Source organism: Peptoniphilus sp. oral taxon 386 str. F0131 (genome assembly GCF_000090945.1).
GTDB lineage: Bacteria > Bacillota > Clostridia > Tissierellales > Peptoniphilaceae > Anaerosphaera > Anaerosphaera mikwangii.
The window spans coordinates 1256579-1274113 of sequence record NZ_GL349422.1 but is presented as its reverse complement, the minus strand read 5'-3'; the positions used below and the strand labels follow the sequence as shown (position 1 = coordinate 1274113).

Genomic DNA, 17535 nt, shown 5'->3' with positions numbered 1-17535 from the left:
TGGAGGTAAGTACTTGAAACAGGATATGAAAGAACAATTATTAACAAAAAGACCAATAGATTTACTATTTCAACTATCTGTTCCTGCCGTTATTGGAATGATAGTAATTGGTTTATATCCGTTAATGGACGGAATATTTGCTGGAAAAATTATAGGACAAACAGCAATGACCGCTTGTGGTGTTGCAATGCCTCTCACCTTTTTTAACAGCGGGATTTCAACCCTGCTCGGTGTAGGCTCCGCTTCTGTCCTATCCAGAGCAATTGGAAAAGGAGATCAGAAAACTGTAGATAAAATTATGGGTAACTTAATCTTTTGGGTGATTTTGTTCTCTGCTATTATCACAGTCGGAGGAATCCTCCTCGCACCGCATTTTTTAGATATGGTCGGTGCAACAGGTGAAATTAAAGCCTATGGTATCAGATACCTTAGAGTGATTTTCATCGGTTCTCTATTTGTGAACTTTACACAGTCTGCCAATATGGTGATGCGTGGCGAAGGACTGATGAAAAAAGCCATGCTGATTATGGGTTTTGGTGCTTTGCTTAATATCATACTTGATCCGATACTAATGACCGTTATGGGAGAATACGCTATTGAAGGTGCTGCCCTTGCAACGATCACAGCCCAATTTGTTCAAGCTGCTGTAACACTACATTATTTCTTGAAAAAGAGTAAGGTCGTTAAAATTCATAAGATACAGTCTGATGCGGAAATTAAAAAAGAAATGTTTTCTGTCGGTTCATCCGCTATGATGATGCAGCTCTTATTTATGATACAACAAACAATGCTTTATAAAATGGCATTTAAATATGGTGGAGATACGAACGGAATTTTGATGGCGGCATCGCTTCGTGTATATGCCTTTTCCTTTATTCCGCTTTGGGGAATGAGTCAGGGGCTGCAACCTGTGGTTGGTACAAACTTCGGAGCAAAACAGTTTGACAGAGTAAGACAAGGTATGAAGGTGTTTTCTATTGGAGGACTTATCCTTGCAGCAATCTTTTGGCTTCCATCTTTACTGTTTTCAAGTCAGATCCTTTCCTTGTTCGGTGTAGAGGCAAACATTATTGCACAAGGAGTAGGAAATTTCAGATTGTTCTATTCTGTATTTATCTTGTATGGCGTGATGGTTATGACTGTTACTTTCTTCCAATCAATCGGAAATGGAAAGAAAGCCGGAACTATTGTTATGCTTAGACAGTTATTCTTATTTGTTCCTGCAATGATCTTTTTACCAATGGTATTTGGAATAAAAGCGGTATGGTTCACACAACCACTGGTGGATTTCATTATGATTATGGTTGGAATACTTATGATGCTTAGTGAACTTAATAAAATGGGAAAAGACAAAGCGTAAATACAAGGACATTTGATATAAAAGCGAAAATAATCAAAAGAGGCTGTAGGTATGGATGCTATTTATCTATAATGAACGGAGGGAAAGGGAGATGAACAAGTGTATAAGTTACCTTGTAGAATTGAAATGGAATAAAAACACTCCTTTTTTCTATAATCCTTGTAGTTGTCTATGCTTACGCATACTCTCTTAAACAATTAAATACATTTCAAAAAAGAACGAAATTCGTTCATTTTAGAGGACTTCTTATGCCCGGATGCAGAAGTCCTCCTTTTTTTGTCTGAAAAACGGTCAGTCAAAAGAAACGGAGGACTTCAAAATGAAAAAAGAATTTTATCTATATGTAAACGGACAAAAGGTAAAAGTCAGTGAAGATATTTACAAAGTCTACTGGCGAGAAAGAGAACATGAAAAGTATTTAGAGCAGGTGGACAGAAAAAACCACTTGCTCTTTTTTTCGTCCTTGGATCAGGATGGACATTTTGCAGAGAACATCATTGATGAAGGCGTTGATGTAGAAAAGATTGTGGAAACACAGATGATGATTGAAGCGGTCAGAAACGCTATATCAAGGCTTAACGCAGAAGAAAAGGACATCATAGAGCGTTTGTATTTTCATGATGAACCAGTCCGTTCGGTAGCAAAGTTAAAGAGTATCACACACCCGGCTTTGATTAAGAAAAGAAACAAAATCTTAGAGAAGCTGAAAAAATTTATCGAAGAAATTTAGAAATTCGGTAACCAAAGGGGTCAAATTTTCCTTATATAAAGTGAAGGGGAGTTTGACCTCTTTTACTTTCTTTTATAAGAGATAGGTTGCTATGGCAAATTGGAAAATAGAAAGAAAAATCCCTTTCAAATATTTTGTTCTTTGACAACTGAATAGACCAAGGTAGGACTTTATCTGCTTGTGGAGAATTATGACTTACGCCAAGACCTTTCTGCTGAGAGATTTCGGTTTTATGAATACTGGTTAAATCAAGGAAACAAGGAAGCGAGCGACAAATAAGAAAACATAAAAAACAGAGGTGGCAATCTGTTCGTTGAAATAAGCAGTGATAATGATACTTCAATAGTTTATGCCGGCTCGTCTGGAATAAGGGGCGGAGGTGAGATTCCTATGTTGTCAGCCAAGACACCTACCAATGTCATAAAACTTAAAAAAGAAAACAACAGGGAAAGGAGTTTTCTAATGAATGCAGAAGAATTAGCAAGATATAAAAACATGTCAGCGGAAGAGATAGACAGGAAAATTGTCCCTGATATTGAAGATATAAAAGATAAGAAAAATGCAGAGCCGCTTTCCATGTACTTTATGAAAGTCGGAAATGTCATTGTTAAATGTAGCTATGCAGAGAATGGAAGAAGTTTGGAGGATTGTTTTCTGTCATATCTAAAAAAGAAAGCAATGCTGCTTGATTAAAAATATGATAAAAGGGGCAGACTTTTTTACAAATCTATGGTATAATACGAATCAAATAGGGATACAACTTCATAAGAGCTGAAAGACTCCAAGTTATCATATTTCTCCTTAAAAAAGAATATGAAAGTTTGGAGGTTTTGTTATGTCTAAAAACAATTTAGATACAGATGTTCTCAAAGTTGCCATGTATCTCAGATTATCACAAGATGATGAAAAATATGATAAAGGCTTTAAGGTGGAAAGCAACAGCATTTCCAACCAAAGACTTCAGATTAATGACTTCATTGATAAAAATGAGGACATGGAGCTGATAGAAGAATATGTCGATGACGGATATTCAGGGATAAACTTTGAAAGACCGGCATTTAAGAAAATGATGGAAGATGTCATCACAGGCAATATTAATTGCATTGTTGTAAAAGACTTATCCCGTTTCGGCAGAGATTATATTGATAGCGGAAGATACCTGCAAAGAGTGTTTCCCTCTCTTGATATAAGATTTATTGCCCTAAATGATAATTATGACAGCTATACAGCCAGTGAAACGGAAAAGAACTTGGTCATTCCGTTTAAAAGCTTCATCAATGACAATTATTGTAGGGATACTTCCGCAAAGGTCAGAAGTGTCTGCAAGGTAAAGAGAAAACAGGGACAGTTTATATCAAACTATGCTCCTTACGGCTATGAAAAAGATAAGGAAGATAAGCACAAAATAGTAATTGATAAAGAAGCGGAATATGTGGTGCGAAAAATCTTCTCCATGAAACTGGAAGGATACAGCTCCTATTCAATTGCCAAACACTTAAACGATAATGGAATCCCCTCACCGATGGAGCATAAAAAGGCAAAGGGAATACGATATAAGACAGGCTTTTGTACAAAGGCGGTTGCCAAGTGGGATACGCCTGCGATCAATCGCATTTTAACCAATGAGGTCTATATTGGAACACTTCAACAGGGAAAACGAGAAAAAATCAATTATAAGCTGGATAAAGTGGTTTCCAAAGATAAAAGCGATTGGATTGAAATTGAAGATAACCATGAGGCGATTATTGATCCCCATGACTTTGAAATCGTCCAAAAACTTTTAAAATGCGATATCAAGGCGAAAACTGTCGGAGAAAAAGCGGATTTGTTTTCCGGACTTCTCTTTTGCAAAGACTGTAACGCACAGATGACAAAGAAAGTCGATAAACGAGGGAAAACACCGACCGTCTATTATATTTGCTCCTCATACAATAAGGGGCAAGATTGCAGCAGGCACTCCATAAAGCAGGAAGAATTGCAAAGGACAGTGCTTGAAATGATTCGGCATTATATTCAGTATCTTGGGGAATACGAAAGTGTTTCAGAGAAAATCAAAGAGATGGAAGTATCCTATGAACTGTTTCAAAGAGTAGATAAAAGACAGGAATACACCAAGAAAAGCAAGGCAAAATTTGAGCTTCTAAAATCTTCCCTTTACCAAGATTTGAAAGAAGGCATTATTGCGGAAGAAGAATTCTATGATATGAGAGAGTTTTACACGAATCGTATCGTAGAAAGTGAGCTGATTTTAGAAAAGCAGAGTAAGGAAATTGCAAGGCTCTATAAAAAGAGTTTGGGCAATCAGAATTTCCTTACAGGTATCAAAAAATATCAAAACATCGGTATTTTAGAAAGAGGACTTCTCGTTCGACTTGTTGATAAAATCTATGTTTTAGAAGATAAGAAAATTGAAATTCAGTTTAACTATGACGAAACGATAGAGATTCTGGATAAGTTAAGCAGCTATACCTCTCAAACTCCTGAAATCAGGGAGGTGGTATAGATGGCAAGAACAGCAAATCGAAGAATAAAGTCGGAAGAACAACTGCTAAACAAAGAAAGTATAAACAGTTTTCAAACGGCAATCTATGCAAGAATTTCAAGAGATAAAAAAGAAAAACCGAGCGACTCCATAGAAAATCAAATTGCTCTTTGCGAGAGCTTTATTCAAAAAAGTGAGGATTTCAGTTTAGCAGGAATCTATAAAGATATTGCAAAGACGGGGACGAACTTCGAGCGACCGGACTTTGAAAACTTGATGGATGAAGTACGAATGGGGAAAGTAAACTGCATTGTTGTAAAAGACCTATCAAGGTTTGGAAGAAACTATACGGAACTTGGCAATTTCATTGAAAAGATCTTCCCGTTTCTTGGGGTAAGATTTGTGGCAGTCAATGACAATTTAGATACTTTCCACATGGACGATCCCAATAAATCACTGGAAGTCATTCTAAAAAATATTGTCAATGAAACCTATGCAACGGATATTTCAAAGAAAGTATCAAGCTCTCATCAGATGAGGATCAAACAAGGCGGATTCATCTGTGGAGCAGCTCCGTATGGATATGTGGCACGAAAAGATGAAGATGGAATTCGACGCTTGTATCCGGATGAAAATACAGCTCCCATTGTTAAAGAAATCTTTGATGCCTATCTGAAAGGACTGAGTACACTGGGTATATCCAAACTTCTTCTGGAAAAAAGAGTGTATATCGCAACTGATTATCGAAAATTTGGAAAAGCCGTATCTGATAGTGAGGAAGCGATTCGGATATGGCAACCGACTACAATTTTACAGGTGCTTAAAAATCGTGCCTATACTGGAACTTTAATACAGGGAAGAAATCAAAAACATCTTTATGAAGGGAAATCAAGGGAAAGACTCTCTGAAGAACACTGGACAGTAACCGAAAATGCCCATGAAGCCATTATTTCGATGGATACCTTTGAAAAGGTGCAGGAGAAGATTTCCGAAAAAGCAGCTCCGATAAAAAGAAGCGGAAAGGAAAATGCGACTGCCAAAGACGATACGATCTTTCGAGGAATGGTTTACTGTAACCTTTGTCAAAAAAGAATGAGCGTCCATCGACAATTAAGCGGGAAAAGAACGGTATTTTACTTTAGCTGTAACCGATTTGGAGAATATAAAGCGGAAAAATGTGGAACGGCAATTACAGAGCTGACACTCCAAAATACCGTAAAAGCTGCATTTGACACCATTCTTTCCGACAATAAGAAAAGTTATAAGGCATATTTAGACGGGTATGCAGATAAAAAAAGAGAGGCGGAGCAGCAAAAGGAAAAAGAACTGACAGAAATCGACAGAAGAATTTCAGGACTGAGCAGGCTTCAAAGTGAGTATTACGAAAAGTATGTCTTGGGAGATTGGAGAAAGGAAGATTTTGAAAGAGAAAAGGAACATCTTCATCAGAAGAAAAAAGAACTGGAATACCTAAAAGAAAAGCAAATTGCCATCTTTGAAGAAGAAAAACGAAGGCTCGAAGAAAAGCACAAGTATCTGAAAGCTCTCTTTAAGGGCAAGACAAAGAAATGGGACAAAGAGTTTGTGAAAGCCATCATAGATAAGATATTCATCGGAAAAGACCATACGGTAGAAATCAAATTTAACTTTGAAGAAATACCTGTCATTACCGAAAAAATCGGAAGAAAGGTAAAAAGGTGATGATATGAATACCGTAGATTTTTATCTAAGACTTTCATTGGAAGATGGCGATCAGCAAGATGAAAGCAACAGTATCACTTCTCAAAGAGAAATCTTAAAAGACTATATCCGCTCAAGTGAAGAATTTACAGGTGTTCAGATCAGGGAACACATTGATGACGGTTATACCGGAACAAACTTTAATCGCCCCGCATTTCAAAAGATGATTGCTATGGTCAAGAAAAATGAAGTAAAGACTATACTTGTAAAAGACTTATCTCGTTTTGCCAGAGATTATATCGAATCGGGAGCCTATATTGAGCAGATTTTTCCCTTTATGCAAGTTCGGTTTATTTCTGTGAATGACAATTATGACAGTAAGAACAACGAGAACGGAATCAGCAGTTTGGAAATTCCTTTTAAGAATCTTGTCTATGACTACTATTCCAAGGATATTTCACAAAAAATTCGTTCTTCCGTTAAAATCAGACAAGAGAAAGGCTATTACTTCGGTTCAAAAGCACCCTATGGATATGTAAAAGACGAAAAAGACCATCATCAGCTCATTGTCGATGAAGAAGTAAGACCGATCGTAAAAGAAGTGTTTACAAGGTATTTAAGTGGCGAAAGTATGCTTGCGATTGCCAAAGACTTGAATGAGAGAAAAGTCTTAACACCCGGAAAGCACATAGGACTGAAAAGAGGAAGCGGAATTTGGACAGGACAGATTGTTCGCTATCTCTTAACCCAACGAGTTTATACCGGAGCAATTGTCGGCGGAAAGACCAGAGTGTATGAAGTCGGCTCGGATCATCGACAATGGACGGATAGCGAGGACTGGATTATACGGGAAAATATGCACGAAGCCATCATATCCCAAGAGGATTTTGCGGAAGTTCAAAACCGATTAAGCAGCAATGCAAAACATATCAGCCGAGAACGGAAGCATTTTCATATTCTTCAGGATAAAGTCTATTGCGGGAAATGCCATCATAAGATGAGCTATACCGTTTACTCCGGAAAAAATGACGGATATTATTGTCCATATCGGTACAAGGCAAAAGACTGTGGCTGTATGAAAGGAAAGATACAAGCCTCGGTACTGGAAGAAATCGTGTCAAAGGAAATTCAGCTTTATACCGAGAGCTTTCTTGAAAAAGAACAGACGAGAATGCTTGAACAAAAAGTCAGAGAAAGTATTTGTGAGAGCCTGCTTGAGCGAAAGAAAAAACTGGAAGCGGAACAACAAAAGAATCAAATTTCCAAAATGCAGTGTTATGAAAGGCATAAGCAAGGTATCATGGAGAAAGAAGAATACCTTTCAAAACGGGAATCCCTGACACAAAGAGCAAAAAACATCGAGCAGGAAATATTGATCATAGAGGACAAGATACAAGAAAATACCGCTTCAAGACATCATCTGAATGTCGATAAACTAAGAGAAGCAGTAGCCGAAGGAGAACTTGTTTTAGACTGGATCAACGAAGTGATAGACAGAATCTATGTTTATGACAAGGACAAGGTGGAGATTGTTTGGAAATTTGAATAAAGAGGACAAAGAAATGGATAAAAAAGATGAAATGATGATTGTAAGTCGAGATTCGGTTATAAATAAGATCTACACAATTCGAGGACAAAAGGTTATGCTGGACTTTGAATTAGCCGAAATCTATGGGTATGAAACAAAGCGATTTAATGAGCAAGTTAAGAATAATATTGAGAAATTTGACGATGATTTCAGATTTCAACTCACTAAAGAGGAGTGGGAATTTTTGAGGTCGAAAATTTCGACCTCAAAATCGGAAGCAGGTTCCGGAGGCAGAAGATACCTACCTTTTGCCTTTACCGAGCAGGGAATCTATATGCTGATGACAGTTCTCAAAGGAGAGCTTGCAGTCAAGCAGAGTAAAGCTCTGATTCGTACCTTTAAGCAGATGAAAGACTATATCGTAGAAAATCAAGGGTTGATTGGGAAAAGAGAGTTTTTACAACTTTCGATGCAGATCACAAGTAATGTTGTGGAAATGCAGGATTTAAGACGAGATTTAAGAGATGTAGAAGATCAGGTGGCGGAAGTGATGGACACCTTAAATAATGTGGTGCATAAATCCGAACTGTCTGATTTGATTCTCGACCTCAGCAATCCACAGCTCAAATATGGATTTTTACTTTTGAATGGACAGCCGATCGAAGCGAATCTTGCTTATAAGGACATTTACAGCATAGCGAAAAAGAGTATTTATATCGTCGATAACTACATCGGAGTGAAAACTTTGGTCTTGTTAAAAGATGTTCCTTCATCGGTAGAGGTCATTATATTCAGTGATAACATTGGCAAAGGACTTCACGCCCTTGAATATCAGGATTTCTGTAGGGAATATCCGTTTAGAAAGATAACATTCCAAAAATCCGGTGGAGAGTTTCATGACAGATACATTATTATCGACTGGAATACCGAACATCAGAGAATATATCATTGCGGAGCATCTTCCAAAGATGCAGGACAAAGAATTACAAGCATAACGGAAGTGGTCGATCAGATGATTTATACAGACCTTATCAACAACCTCTTGAAAAATCCTGTGTTGAAGTTAAAATAGAAGTAAAAAAATGGATTGGAAATTTGAAAAAATATGTATCCAATACTTGACACAAGGGTGTAATTTAAGATAGGTCTAAAACTTTAATCTCTATCTCCATAGCCTGTAATCTGTTTGAGAGCAATGTAATTTAAGATAGGTCTAAAACAACCAAATCAGATATTGGATTATCAATGGTGTTTGAGAGCAATGTAATTTAAGATAGGTCTAAAACAGTTCTAAAACTTCATCACATAATCCATTTTGTTTGAGAGCAATGTAATTTAAGATAGGTCTAAAACCTTTATTTAAAAAACCCGTGTTGTATCATAGTTTGAGAGCAATGTAATTTAAGATAGGTCTAAAACATGCCTTGAGTGCCACAATACCAAGACTTTGTTTGAGAGCAATGTAATTTAAGATAGGTCTAAAACGAAAAAGAAATCAACAGAAAATATTATGGTGTTTGAGAGCAATGTAATTTAAGATAGGTCTAAAACACTTTAATAGCCATTAAAGTTTTATTATTAGTTTGAGAGCAATGTAATTTAAGATAGGTCTAAAACAATATATTGTATGTCACACTATCACCTTCTGTTTGAGAGCAATGTAATTTAAGATAGGTCTAAAACTAGGGCTTGTTGGAGCTGTGATGGCTTTTGGTTTGAGAGCAATGTAATTTAAGATAGGTCTAAAGCGACTTATTAAATGTAATACATAGAATCAATATAAAATGTAATTTTTTTAGCAAGCTGATTTTTCAGCTTGTTTTTTTATAGAAATATATTGTAATGTAAAATCTCGTATAAGTTAATAATAAAAATATTAGGGTTGATATTTTGTTTTATAAATATAAAAAATAAGTTGTAAAAAATTTTTTGCATTTCATAAACATTTCATAAAAGTCTTGTAATATATTTTATGAACAGTTCGATTTGATGTGTGAACTGATATATTAATTGGAAATCAATCTATTTTAAGGAGGAAAATTTATGAAAAAGAAAGTATTAAGAGGAGCATGTGTATTACTTACGTTATGTTTAAGTCTAAGTGCTGTTGGATGTCAAAAAGGTAGTGAAAATAATAAGGCGGAAAATAATAAAGCTATAAGCTCTGAACAGGCAGGTATGTCAACTAATGCAAATGGAAAAACTGAAACTTTTAAGCCGTCAGATTATACATTGGAAGCAAAGGAAGAATATGTTTATGAATATTTAGGACTTAAATTTAAACTTTCAGATGAAACCAGAAAATATATTTCCGACAAAAAAATTGCAATGTTGGATGATCAAAGTCCTATAGACAAAGAATTAAAGTATGCTATTTTGACATTTGATAAAATGACAGAAGAACAAAAAAATGCAGTTATAGAAAAGATGGGCGACGGATATGAAAAATGGCAAAACGAACTTGAAAGAGTTGGAACTATTGGTATATTCGAAAAAAATACACCGGAAGAAGAAATATCTAAGATTACAAAATGTGATACTCATACTAAAATAGGAGTTTCAAGTGATGGAAATTATGATTGCTATCTAAGTACAAATAGCGGAGCTGAAAGCAATCTTTTGGATGAATTTAACAAAACTGAGATTGAGATTATAGATAAAAAAGAACGTCCGGAAAATGGTTTTGTTTTATCGGAAAAAACTGATTTAGAAAATACAGAAGCATTTAATCAAGAGACATCCGGTAATTTAAGCAATGTGGTAACAAAAGATATTAACGGAAAAGAATTTTCAAGTAAAGATTTTGCAGACTATGATATTACTATGGTTAACGTATTTGCAACTTGGTGTACAGCATGTGTTAAGGAAATTCCTGATTTAGTTGAAGTTTATAAAGAAATGAAAGATAAGGGCGTAAATATAGTTGGAGTTGTTACAGATACTGTTGACGATAATGGTGAAAACAAAGATGCTCTTGAAAAAGCAAAAATAATACAAGAAAAAACCAAAGCACCATATTCTTTCTTAATGCCGGATAAAACTAATTTTAATGGCAGATTAAATGGAATACAAGCTTTACCGGAAACATTCTTTGTTAATAAGAATGGTGAAATTGTAGGTGAAACTTATTCAGGAGCAAAAAGTGCAAAAGAATGGAAAGAAGTAATTGAAAAAGAACTTGCAAATATAAAAAATAAATAAAATTAAGATTAAATGGTGGGAGATGTATGTATAAAAATTTTTTAAGGGGTCGTGCTTTACCTGTAATAATTATGTTTATTAGTATGGCTATGATTTACTATGGACATAGTAACGGAGAGGTTAAAGTTGTATTTGATAAAGCAATAAGAATTTGCATGGAGTGTATTGGAATTGGATAAGTTAAAGAAATTTGTAAATGTTGGCACAAAAAAAAATAGATACAAGATAATGGATTGGTTTAGACATCTTTTTCAATCATTTTGGTTTTTGCTAACGAATTCTCACTTTAAAGGATTTAAGACAGGTAAAATTTATGGTGGAGAATTGAAAAAAATTTGTGTTCCGGGTATGAATTGTTATTCATGCCCGGGGGCAAAAGGTGCTTGCCCTATAGGCTCGCTACAGGCAGTGATTGGAAAGTCGGAATATAAATTCAGCTATTATATAGTAGGTTTTTTATTTTTTATAGGAGCATTGGTAGGAAGATTTGTTTGCGGATGGTTATGTCCATTTGGATTAATTCAAGATCTGTTGCATAAGATTCCATTTTATAAAAAAATAGAAACATTTAAGTTTGATAAGTATTTGAGAAAATTGAAATATGTAATTTTACTTGTGTTTGTAATAATATTACCTTTATTTTTAGTTGATATTTTGGGTCAGGGTTCTCCATATTTTTGTAAACTTATCTGTCCGGTTGGTATGTTAGAAGGTGGATTACCACTTGTATTACTGAATAAAACTATGAGAGGTGCTATAGGATTTTTATATTTTTGGAAAGGAACAATTTTAATAGCAACTGTGATACTTTCAATAATCCTATATAGACCTTTCTGTAAGTATATATGCCCACTTGGTGCTATCTACTCATTCTTCAACTCAATTTCAGTATTTAGGTATAAATTGGACAAAGATAAGTGCATTAGTTGCGGTAGATGTAAAAAAGTTTGTCAAATGAATATAGATCCGGTTCAAAATTGTAATCATATGGAGTGTATTAGATGCGCAAGATGTAAAAATGCTTGTCCTGTAGACGCAATTAGTTTTGGAATTAAAAATTAAAAAACAGAAGGGAGTTCGGTGAAAAAGTGATTCAAAATGCTATTGCATATGTTTTAAGAAAAAAGAATAGAACATTTATAGTTTTTATTATTTTAACAATGGTTTTGTCATGCTTATATTCGTGTTTAAGCATAATGAAATCAAGTAATAGTTTGGAAAAATCTTTATATAAATCTTCGAACTCCTCTTTATCAATAACAAAAAAAGATAATGGGTATTTTGAAGTAGATCAATTTAAAGGGATAGAAAATATAAAAGAGATTGACGAAATTGTTCCTCAATATGATGGATTGGCAAAACCTATAAATGCCAAAGTAGTTGAGGGTGAACAAAAAATTGAAAGAGATAATTTACCTATTGAATTCAAAAACGTTGTATCTGTAGAAGCTACAAATAATACAATGAGAAATGTTTTATTTACCAGTGGAGTTTTTACAATTAAAAATGGTAGAAATATTGAAGAAAATGATAGAGGAAAGATTCTTGTACATGAAGATTTTGCCCAAAAGAACAATTTGAAATTAAATGATAAAATTGGTCTTGAATTAATTGAAATTAGTAACACGGGTTCAAATAAAGAATATAAATTTGAAATTGTTGGAATTTTTTCGGGGAAAAAACAAGAAAGATATACGGGGTTGTCTTCCGATTTCAGTGAAAATATGGTCTTTATTGATTATGAGTCAAGTCAAGCGGCATTGAATAGAGGAGAAGGCAATAAAATTGCAAATAAGCTTGCACTATTTTCAGATGACCCGGAATATATGAAAGAGTCTTTAAATAAAATAAAAGAGTTTAAAGTTGATTGGTCAAAGTATAATCTTGAAAAAGATACTAATGCATTTGAGGAGTCTTTAGAAGCACTGAGCGGGATAAAGAATATTATTAAAATAATGACATATTCTATTATGATAGGTGGAGTAACTGTTCTTTCATTAATATTAATTTTATGGTTAAGAGAAAGAATTTATGAAATCGGAATACTATTGTCAATAGGAATAAGCAAAATTAAAATAGTAACTCAATTTATTTTTGAATTGATATTTATATCTATACCGGCTATAGTAGCATCTTTATTATTTGGAAATTTGTTGTTACACCAAATTATAGGTGCATTTATAAATTCTGACAGTTCAGGAACGTTTACTGATAACTTGCTTAAAAACGGAAATGGCATAGTAAGTTTCGTTACTTTTATACAAAGTTATGGTGTTTTAATCAGCATTATTGTCGTGTCAGTTACTATTGCTTGTGCAATGATTTTAATAAAGAAACCGAAAGAAATATTATCAAAAATAAGTTAGGAGAACATAATGGACGTATTAGAAATTAAAAATGTAACATACAGTTATTCAAACTCTAAAGAAAAGATTTTATCATCAGTAAATCAAAAATTTGAACTTGGACAATTTTATGCAATAATCGGTAAATCCGGCACAGGAAAGTCAACACTACTTTCTTTATTAGCCGGTTTAGATAAACCGAAAATCGGTCAGATTTTATTTGAAGATGAAGATATAGAAAAAAAAGGATATAGTAATCATAGAAAAAACAATATATCATTGGTATTTCAAAATTATAACTTAATTGATTATTTATCACCGATTGAAAATGTTAGACTAGTAAACAGCAAAGCACCTGAAACAATTTTACTTGAATTGGGACTTGATAAAAGTCAGATAAAAAGAAATGTTATGAAATTGTCCGGGGGACAACAACAAAGAGTTGCCATAGCAAGAGCTTTAGTATCAGAAGCGCCAATAATTCTGGCTGACGAGCCTACTGGAAATCTTGATAGCACTACGGCGGGAGAGATAATAGAAATATTAAAGAAGTTGGCTAAAGAAAGAAATAAGTGCGTGATAGTTGTAACACATAGTAAAGAAGTTGCAAGTGCGGCAGATATTATTTTAGAGCTGAATGATAAGAAACTAAAAAAGGTAAGTAAGGCTGTCTAGGAGGTACAATAATGATAAAAAATGCTTTTGCATATGTAACGAGAAAAAGTCTAAAGTCATTAATAATATTATTAGTTATTCTAGCTATGTCAGCACTCAGCCTGATTAGTTTATCTATTAAGGATGCTACAAATAGAGCTTCGGAAGACACTTTTGGAAACATAACAAATAGTTTTTCTATGGAAATAAATAGACAGGTAAATCCAGGTACTCCCAGAGGGGGAGGAAATGTAAAAGGTCAGGATATTAAAAAGATATCTGAATCTCAAGATATAGATCATTTTGTGAAAAGAATAAATAGTGTCGCCGACTTGGTTGGGCATGATATTATAGAAACTGAGGAAACAATTGCCAATCAATCTCCTGAGAGAGAAAAGAACTTTAAAAGAACAGTTATGTTAACAGGAGTTAATGATTCTTCTAAAGAAACAAAATTTGTGTCGGGAGTTTATAAATTAGTTGAGGGAACTCACTTAGAAGATCAAGATAAAAATAAAATTTTAATGCACAGGGATTTGGCTGAAAAGAATAATTTAAAAGTCGGAGATAAGATAAAAATTAAATCCAATTTATTTGATGCCGATAACGAAAAAGGTGCAGATGAAACGGTAGAAGTAGAAATAAAAGGTCTTTTTGACGGTCATAATAATGGCGGTGTAAGTGCAGCTCAAGAGCTTTACGAAAACACTTTAATCACCGATATCGATACGGCGGCAAAAGTTTATGGCAATACTGAAGATACTGCTGTGTATCAGGATGCAACATTTTTTGTAAAAGGAAATAAGAATTTAGATCAGGTTATAAAAGAATTTGGAAAGCTTGATATTAATTGGAAAGAATATAATTTGATTAAGAGTTCATCAAATTACCCTGCACTACAACAGTCAATATCGGGGATATATTCAATAGCAAATAAGTTATTTGCCGGTTCATTAATATTTGCCGGTGTTATAGTTTCACTATTACTATTTTTATGGATGAATGCCAGAAAAAAAGAGATTGCAGTCCTATTGTCACTTGGAATTTCAAAGGCAAGAATTTTCGGACAATTTGTAATTGAACTATTATTCATATCTATACCTGCATTTATAGGAGCATATTTTTCAGCTGATTATACAGGAAAAATACTTGGGAATAATATACTGAATAAAGTTACAGGTGATATAGCAAAACAAATAGCGAGACAGTCATCATCCAGTCAACTTGGAGGAGGAGCTGAAGTTGACGGTTTCAATAAAACTCTGACAAGTTTAGATGTTAATATAATGCCGAAATCGATGATATATGTAGTTTTATTTATGTCTTTGGTGCTTATAATATCTTTAATCATATCGTCATCAAGTATTTTAAAGAAAAATCCGAAAGAATTATTAATTGATACAAAGTAAAAGTTATCGATGCAAGTGTGCATCGATAACTTTTATATATTATATAATAAATTGTATAACAAAAAATTAAGAAAGAATATGCAATTTGTAAAAAACTATAAATTAAGATAAAATTTGATATATAATATATTTATCAAATGGAAAAAGGAGGGCGTTATGAGAATACTGGTTGTTGAAGATGACCAAATGATAAGAGAAGGTATAAGTGCGTATTTATCAGAGTTTGGATATATTACTATAGAGGCAAAAGACGGAAGAGAAGCATTGTCAAAATTTAATAATGATATTAATTTAGTTATTTTAGATATTCAAATACCTTTTATAAACGGATTAGAAGTTTTAAGAGAGATAAGAAAGAAAAGCAAATTGCCGATTTTAATATTAACAGCATTTAGTGATGAAGAATATAAAATTGATGCATTTACTAATTTGGCGGACGGTTATATAGAAAAGCCTTTTTCATTACCCGTGTTAAAAGCCAGAGTCGATTCTTTAATTAAGAAAAACTTTGGACTAATAGAAAAGTTTGAATATAAGAATATAGAAGTAAACTTTACCAGCTATACGGCAAAAATAAACGGGGAAAGTATAGACATAAATGCAAAAGAATTAGAGATACTTAAGTATCTATTAGACAATGAGGGACAAGCATTAACAAGAATGCAAATAATTGATAATGTGTGGAAGGAAACAGAAGAAATTCCATATGACCGTGTAATAGATGTATATATTAAAGAATTGAGAAAAAAATTAGGGTTAGATTGTATTACTACTATCAGAAATGTAGGTTATAAATTGGAGAGAGAATGAAAAATTTAAAGATATTTCCAAAAATGTTCATACAAATATTTTCTGTTCTTGGAATAATAATTATATTAGTGCATTCATTAGTTTTTTTTATTTTTCCTAAAACATATTTGGAGACCAGAAAAGAAGAAATTTATAATAAGGCAAATGAAATTTCGGCCAATATGAATGGAAAAGAAATAAAATATATAGAACAGACTTTGGAGTTTTATTCTAAGGGCAGTGAAATAAAGGCATTTATAAAAGATAAAAACAGTAATAATGAAATACAAATTGAAGATAACGTAAATGTTAATTTAGAAAGTGATAACAATTCTTTGATAATTGAGGAAAGGGAAATAGAACTTAACACTGGTAAAAAAATATATTTACAATTTATTTCTACGGCAGACATGCAGCAGGATGCAAAAGATTTAAGTTTTAAATTTTTACCATATTCATTATTAATATCGCTTTTATTTTCCGTTGTTGTTTCTTTAATGTATGCAAAATCAATAAAAAATAATATACAAGAAATAAAAAGTGTTACTGATAAAATGATGAAACTGGATAAGAATGTTTACTTAAAAGTTGATTCTAAAAATGAGGTAGGACAATTAAAAGAACAAATTAATGATTTGTATTTTACTTTATTAAGCTCAATTGATGATTTGGAATTTAAAAATAAAGAGATTTTAAAATTAGAAAAGTTAAAGTATGATTTTCTTAAAGGAGCATCTCACGAGCTTAAAACTCCTCTTGCAAGTCTTAAAATAATATTGGAGAATATGAAATATAATATCGGCAAGTATAAAGATAGGGATGTTTATATTAATGAGTGCATTGATATAGTTGACGGTCTTACACAAAATATTTCCCAAATTTTATCGGTTTCTTCTTTAGAACACTTGAAAAATGATGAAGAATTGTTAAGTATCAATGATATTTTAGCAGGCGTATTAAAAAAATATGAAGTATTAACAAATCAAAAAAATCTAAAAATCAATAATTCTATATCAAATGAAAAAATTTATATAGGGAAAACAGCTCTCAAAATTATTTTATCCAACTTGATCAGTAATGCTATAAAATATACTGATGACTACGGAACTATAAATATTGGAGTAGATAAGGAATGGTTCTACATTGAAAATTCATGTGAAAATAAGAAGTCTGTAGATGCAGATAAACTTTCTGAAGTGAAATTTGACTTGAATAAGGAAAACAGCAACGGTTTAGGTCTATATATTGTCAGCAATCTATTGAACAACTATAAAATAAAATATAGGGTTCTACAAAATGAAGTATGTTTTGTATTTAAAATAGAATTATCTGTTTAGGTAATACTTTTTATAAGATT

Annotated in this window: 15 protein-coding genes and 1 CRISPR repeat array; all 15 genes read left to right on the top strand. The window is 33.1% G+C overall.

Features of this window, described 5'->3' with window-relative positions; all coding sequences use genetic code 11:
* The first annotated feature begins 13 nt into the window (after positions 1-13).
* Complete coding sequence (locus HMPREF0629_RS06060; protein ID WP_009222460.1) at positions 14-1360, top strand: MATE family efflux transporter; 1347 nt, start codon at positions 14-16, stop codon at positions 1358-1360.
* A gap of 319 nt (positions 1361-1679) precedes the next feature.
* Positions 1680-2090: a sigma-70 family RNA polymerase sigma factor gene (locus HMPREF0629_RS06055; RefSeq protein ID WP_009222459.1), complete on the top strand. Its 411-nt coding sequence runs from the start codon at positions 1680-1682 to the stop codon at positions 2088-2090.
* Positions 2091-2480: 390 nt separating this feature from the next.
* Positions 2481-2783, top strand: coding sequence for a DUF6870 family protein (locus HMPREF0629_RS06050; protein WP_009222458.1), 303 nt, complete (start codon positions 2481-2483; stop codon positions 2781-2783).
* Between the two features lie 142 nt (positions 2784-2925).
* Complete coding sequence (locus HMPREF0629_RS06045) at positions 2926-4593, top strand: recombinase family protein (protein ID WP_009222457.1); 1668 nt, start codon at positions 2926-2928, stop codon at positions 4591-4593.
* Positions 4594-6273, top strand: a complete 1680-nt coding sequence (locus HMPREF0629_RS06040; RefSeq protein ID WP_009222456.1) for a recombinase family protein — start codon at positions 4594-4596, stop codon at positions 6271-6273.
* Between the two features lie 4 nt (positions 6274-6277).
* Positions 6278-7801, top strand: a complete 1524-nt coding sequence (locus HMPREF0629_RS06035; protein ID WP_009222455.1) for a recombinase family protein — start codon at positions 6278-6280, stop codon at positions 7799-7801.
* Positions 7802-7814: 13 nt separating this feature from the next.
* The gene (locus tag HMPREF0629_RS06030) at positions 7815-8852 is read left to right on the top strand and encodes an ORF6N domain-containing protein (RefSeq protein ID WP_039856881.1); all 1038 of its coding nucleotides are present in this window, start codon (positions 7815-7817) and stop codon (positions 8850-8852) included.
* A 46-nt stretch (positions 8853-8898) separates the two neighbouring features.
* A CRISPR array of direct repeats spans positions 8899-9589; the repeat unit is 36 nt; unit sequence GTTTGAGAGCAATGTAATTTAAGATAGGTCTAAAAC.
* Between the two features lie 234 nt (positions 9590-9823).
* Complete coding sequence (locus tag HMPREF0629_RS06025; RefSeq protein ID WP_009222453.1) at positions 9824-10981, top strand: TlpA disulfide reductase family protein; 1158 nt, start codon at positions 9824-9826, stop codon at positions 10979-10981.
* A gap of 26 nt (positions 10982-11007) precedes the next feature.
* Complete coding sequence (locus HMPREF0629_RS07955) at positions 11008-11160, top strand: CD1871A family CXXC motif-containing protein (RefSeq protein WP_009222452.1); 153 nt, start codon at positions 11008-11010, stop codon at positions 11158-11160.
* Positions 11153-12043: a 4Fe-4S binding protein gene (locus tag HMPREF0629_RS06015; protein WP_036728355.1), complete on the top strand. Its 891-nt coding sequence runs from the start codon at positions 11153-11155 to the stop codon at positions 12041-12043. Before HMPREF0629_RS07955 ends, HMPREF0629_RS06015 begins: the two co-directional genes overlap by 8 nt.
* 26 nt (positions 12044-12069) lie before the next feature.
* Positions 12070-13347: an ABC transporter permease gene (locus HMPREF0629_RS06010; RefSeq protein WP_009222450.1), complete on the top strand. Its 1278-nt coding sequence runs from the start codon at positions 12070-12072 to the stop codon at positions 13345-13347.
* Positions 13348-13356: 9 nt separating this feature from the next.
* Positions 13357-14001 carry an ABC transporter ATP-binding protein gene (locus HMPREF0629_RS06005; RefSeq protein WP_009222449.1) on the top strand — a complete coding sequence of 215 codons (645 nt, stop codon included), beginning with the start codon at positions 13357-13359 and terminating at the stop codon, positions 13999-14001.
* Positions 14002-14012: 11 nt separating this feature from the next.
* Complete coding sequence (locus tag HMPREF0629_RS06000; RefSeq protein WP_009222448.1) at positions 14013-15389, top strand: ABC transporter permease; 1377 nt, start codon at positions 14013-14015, stop codon at positions 15387-15389.
* 156 nt (positions 15390-15545) lie between these two features.
* Positions 15546-16199 carry a response regulator transcription factor gene (locus HMPREF0629_RS05995; protein ID WP_009222447.1) on the top strand — a complete coding sequence of 218 codons (654 nt, stop codon included), beginning with the start codon at positions 15546-15548 and terminating at the stop codon, positions 16197-16199.
* Entirely contained in the window at positions 16196-17515 is a 1320-nt protein-coding gene (locus HMPREF0629_RS05990) for a HAMP domain-containing sensor histidine kinase (protein ID WP_009222446.1), read from the top strand. Before HMPREF0629_RS05995 ends, HMPREF0629_RS05990 begins: the two co-directional genes overlap by 4 nt.
* Positions 17516-17535: the final 20 nt, after the last annotated feature.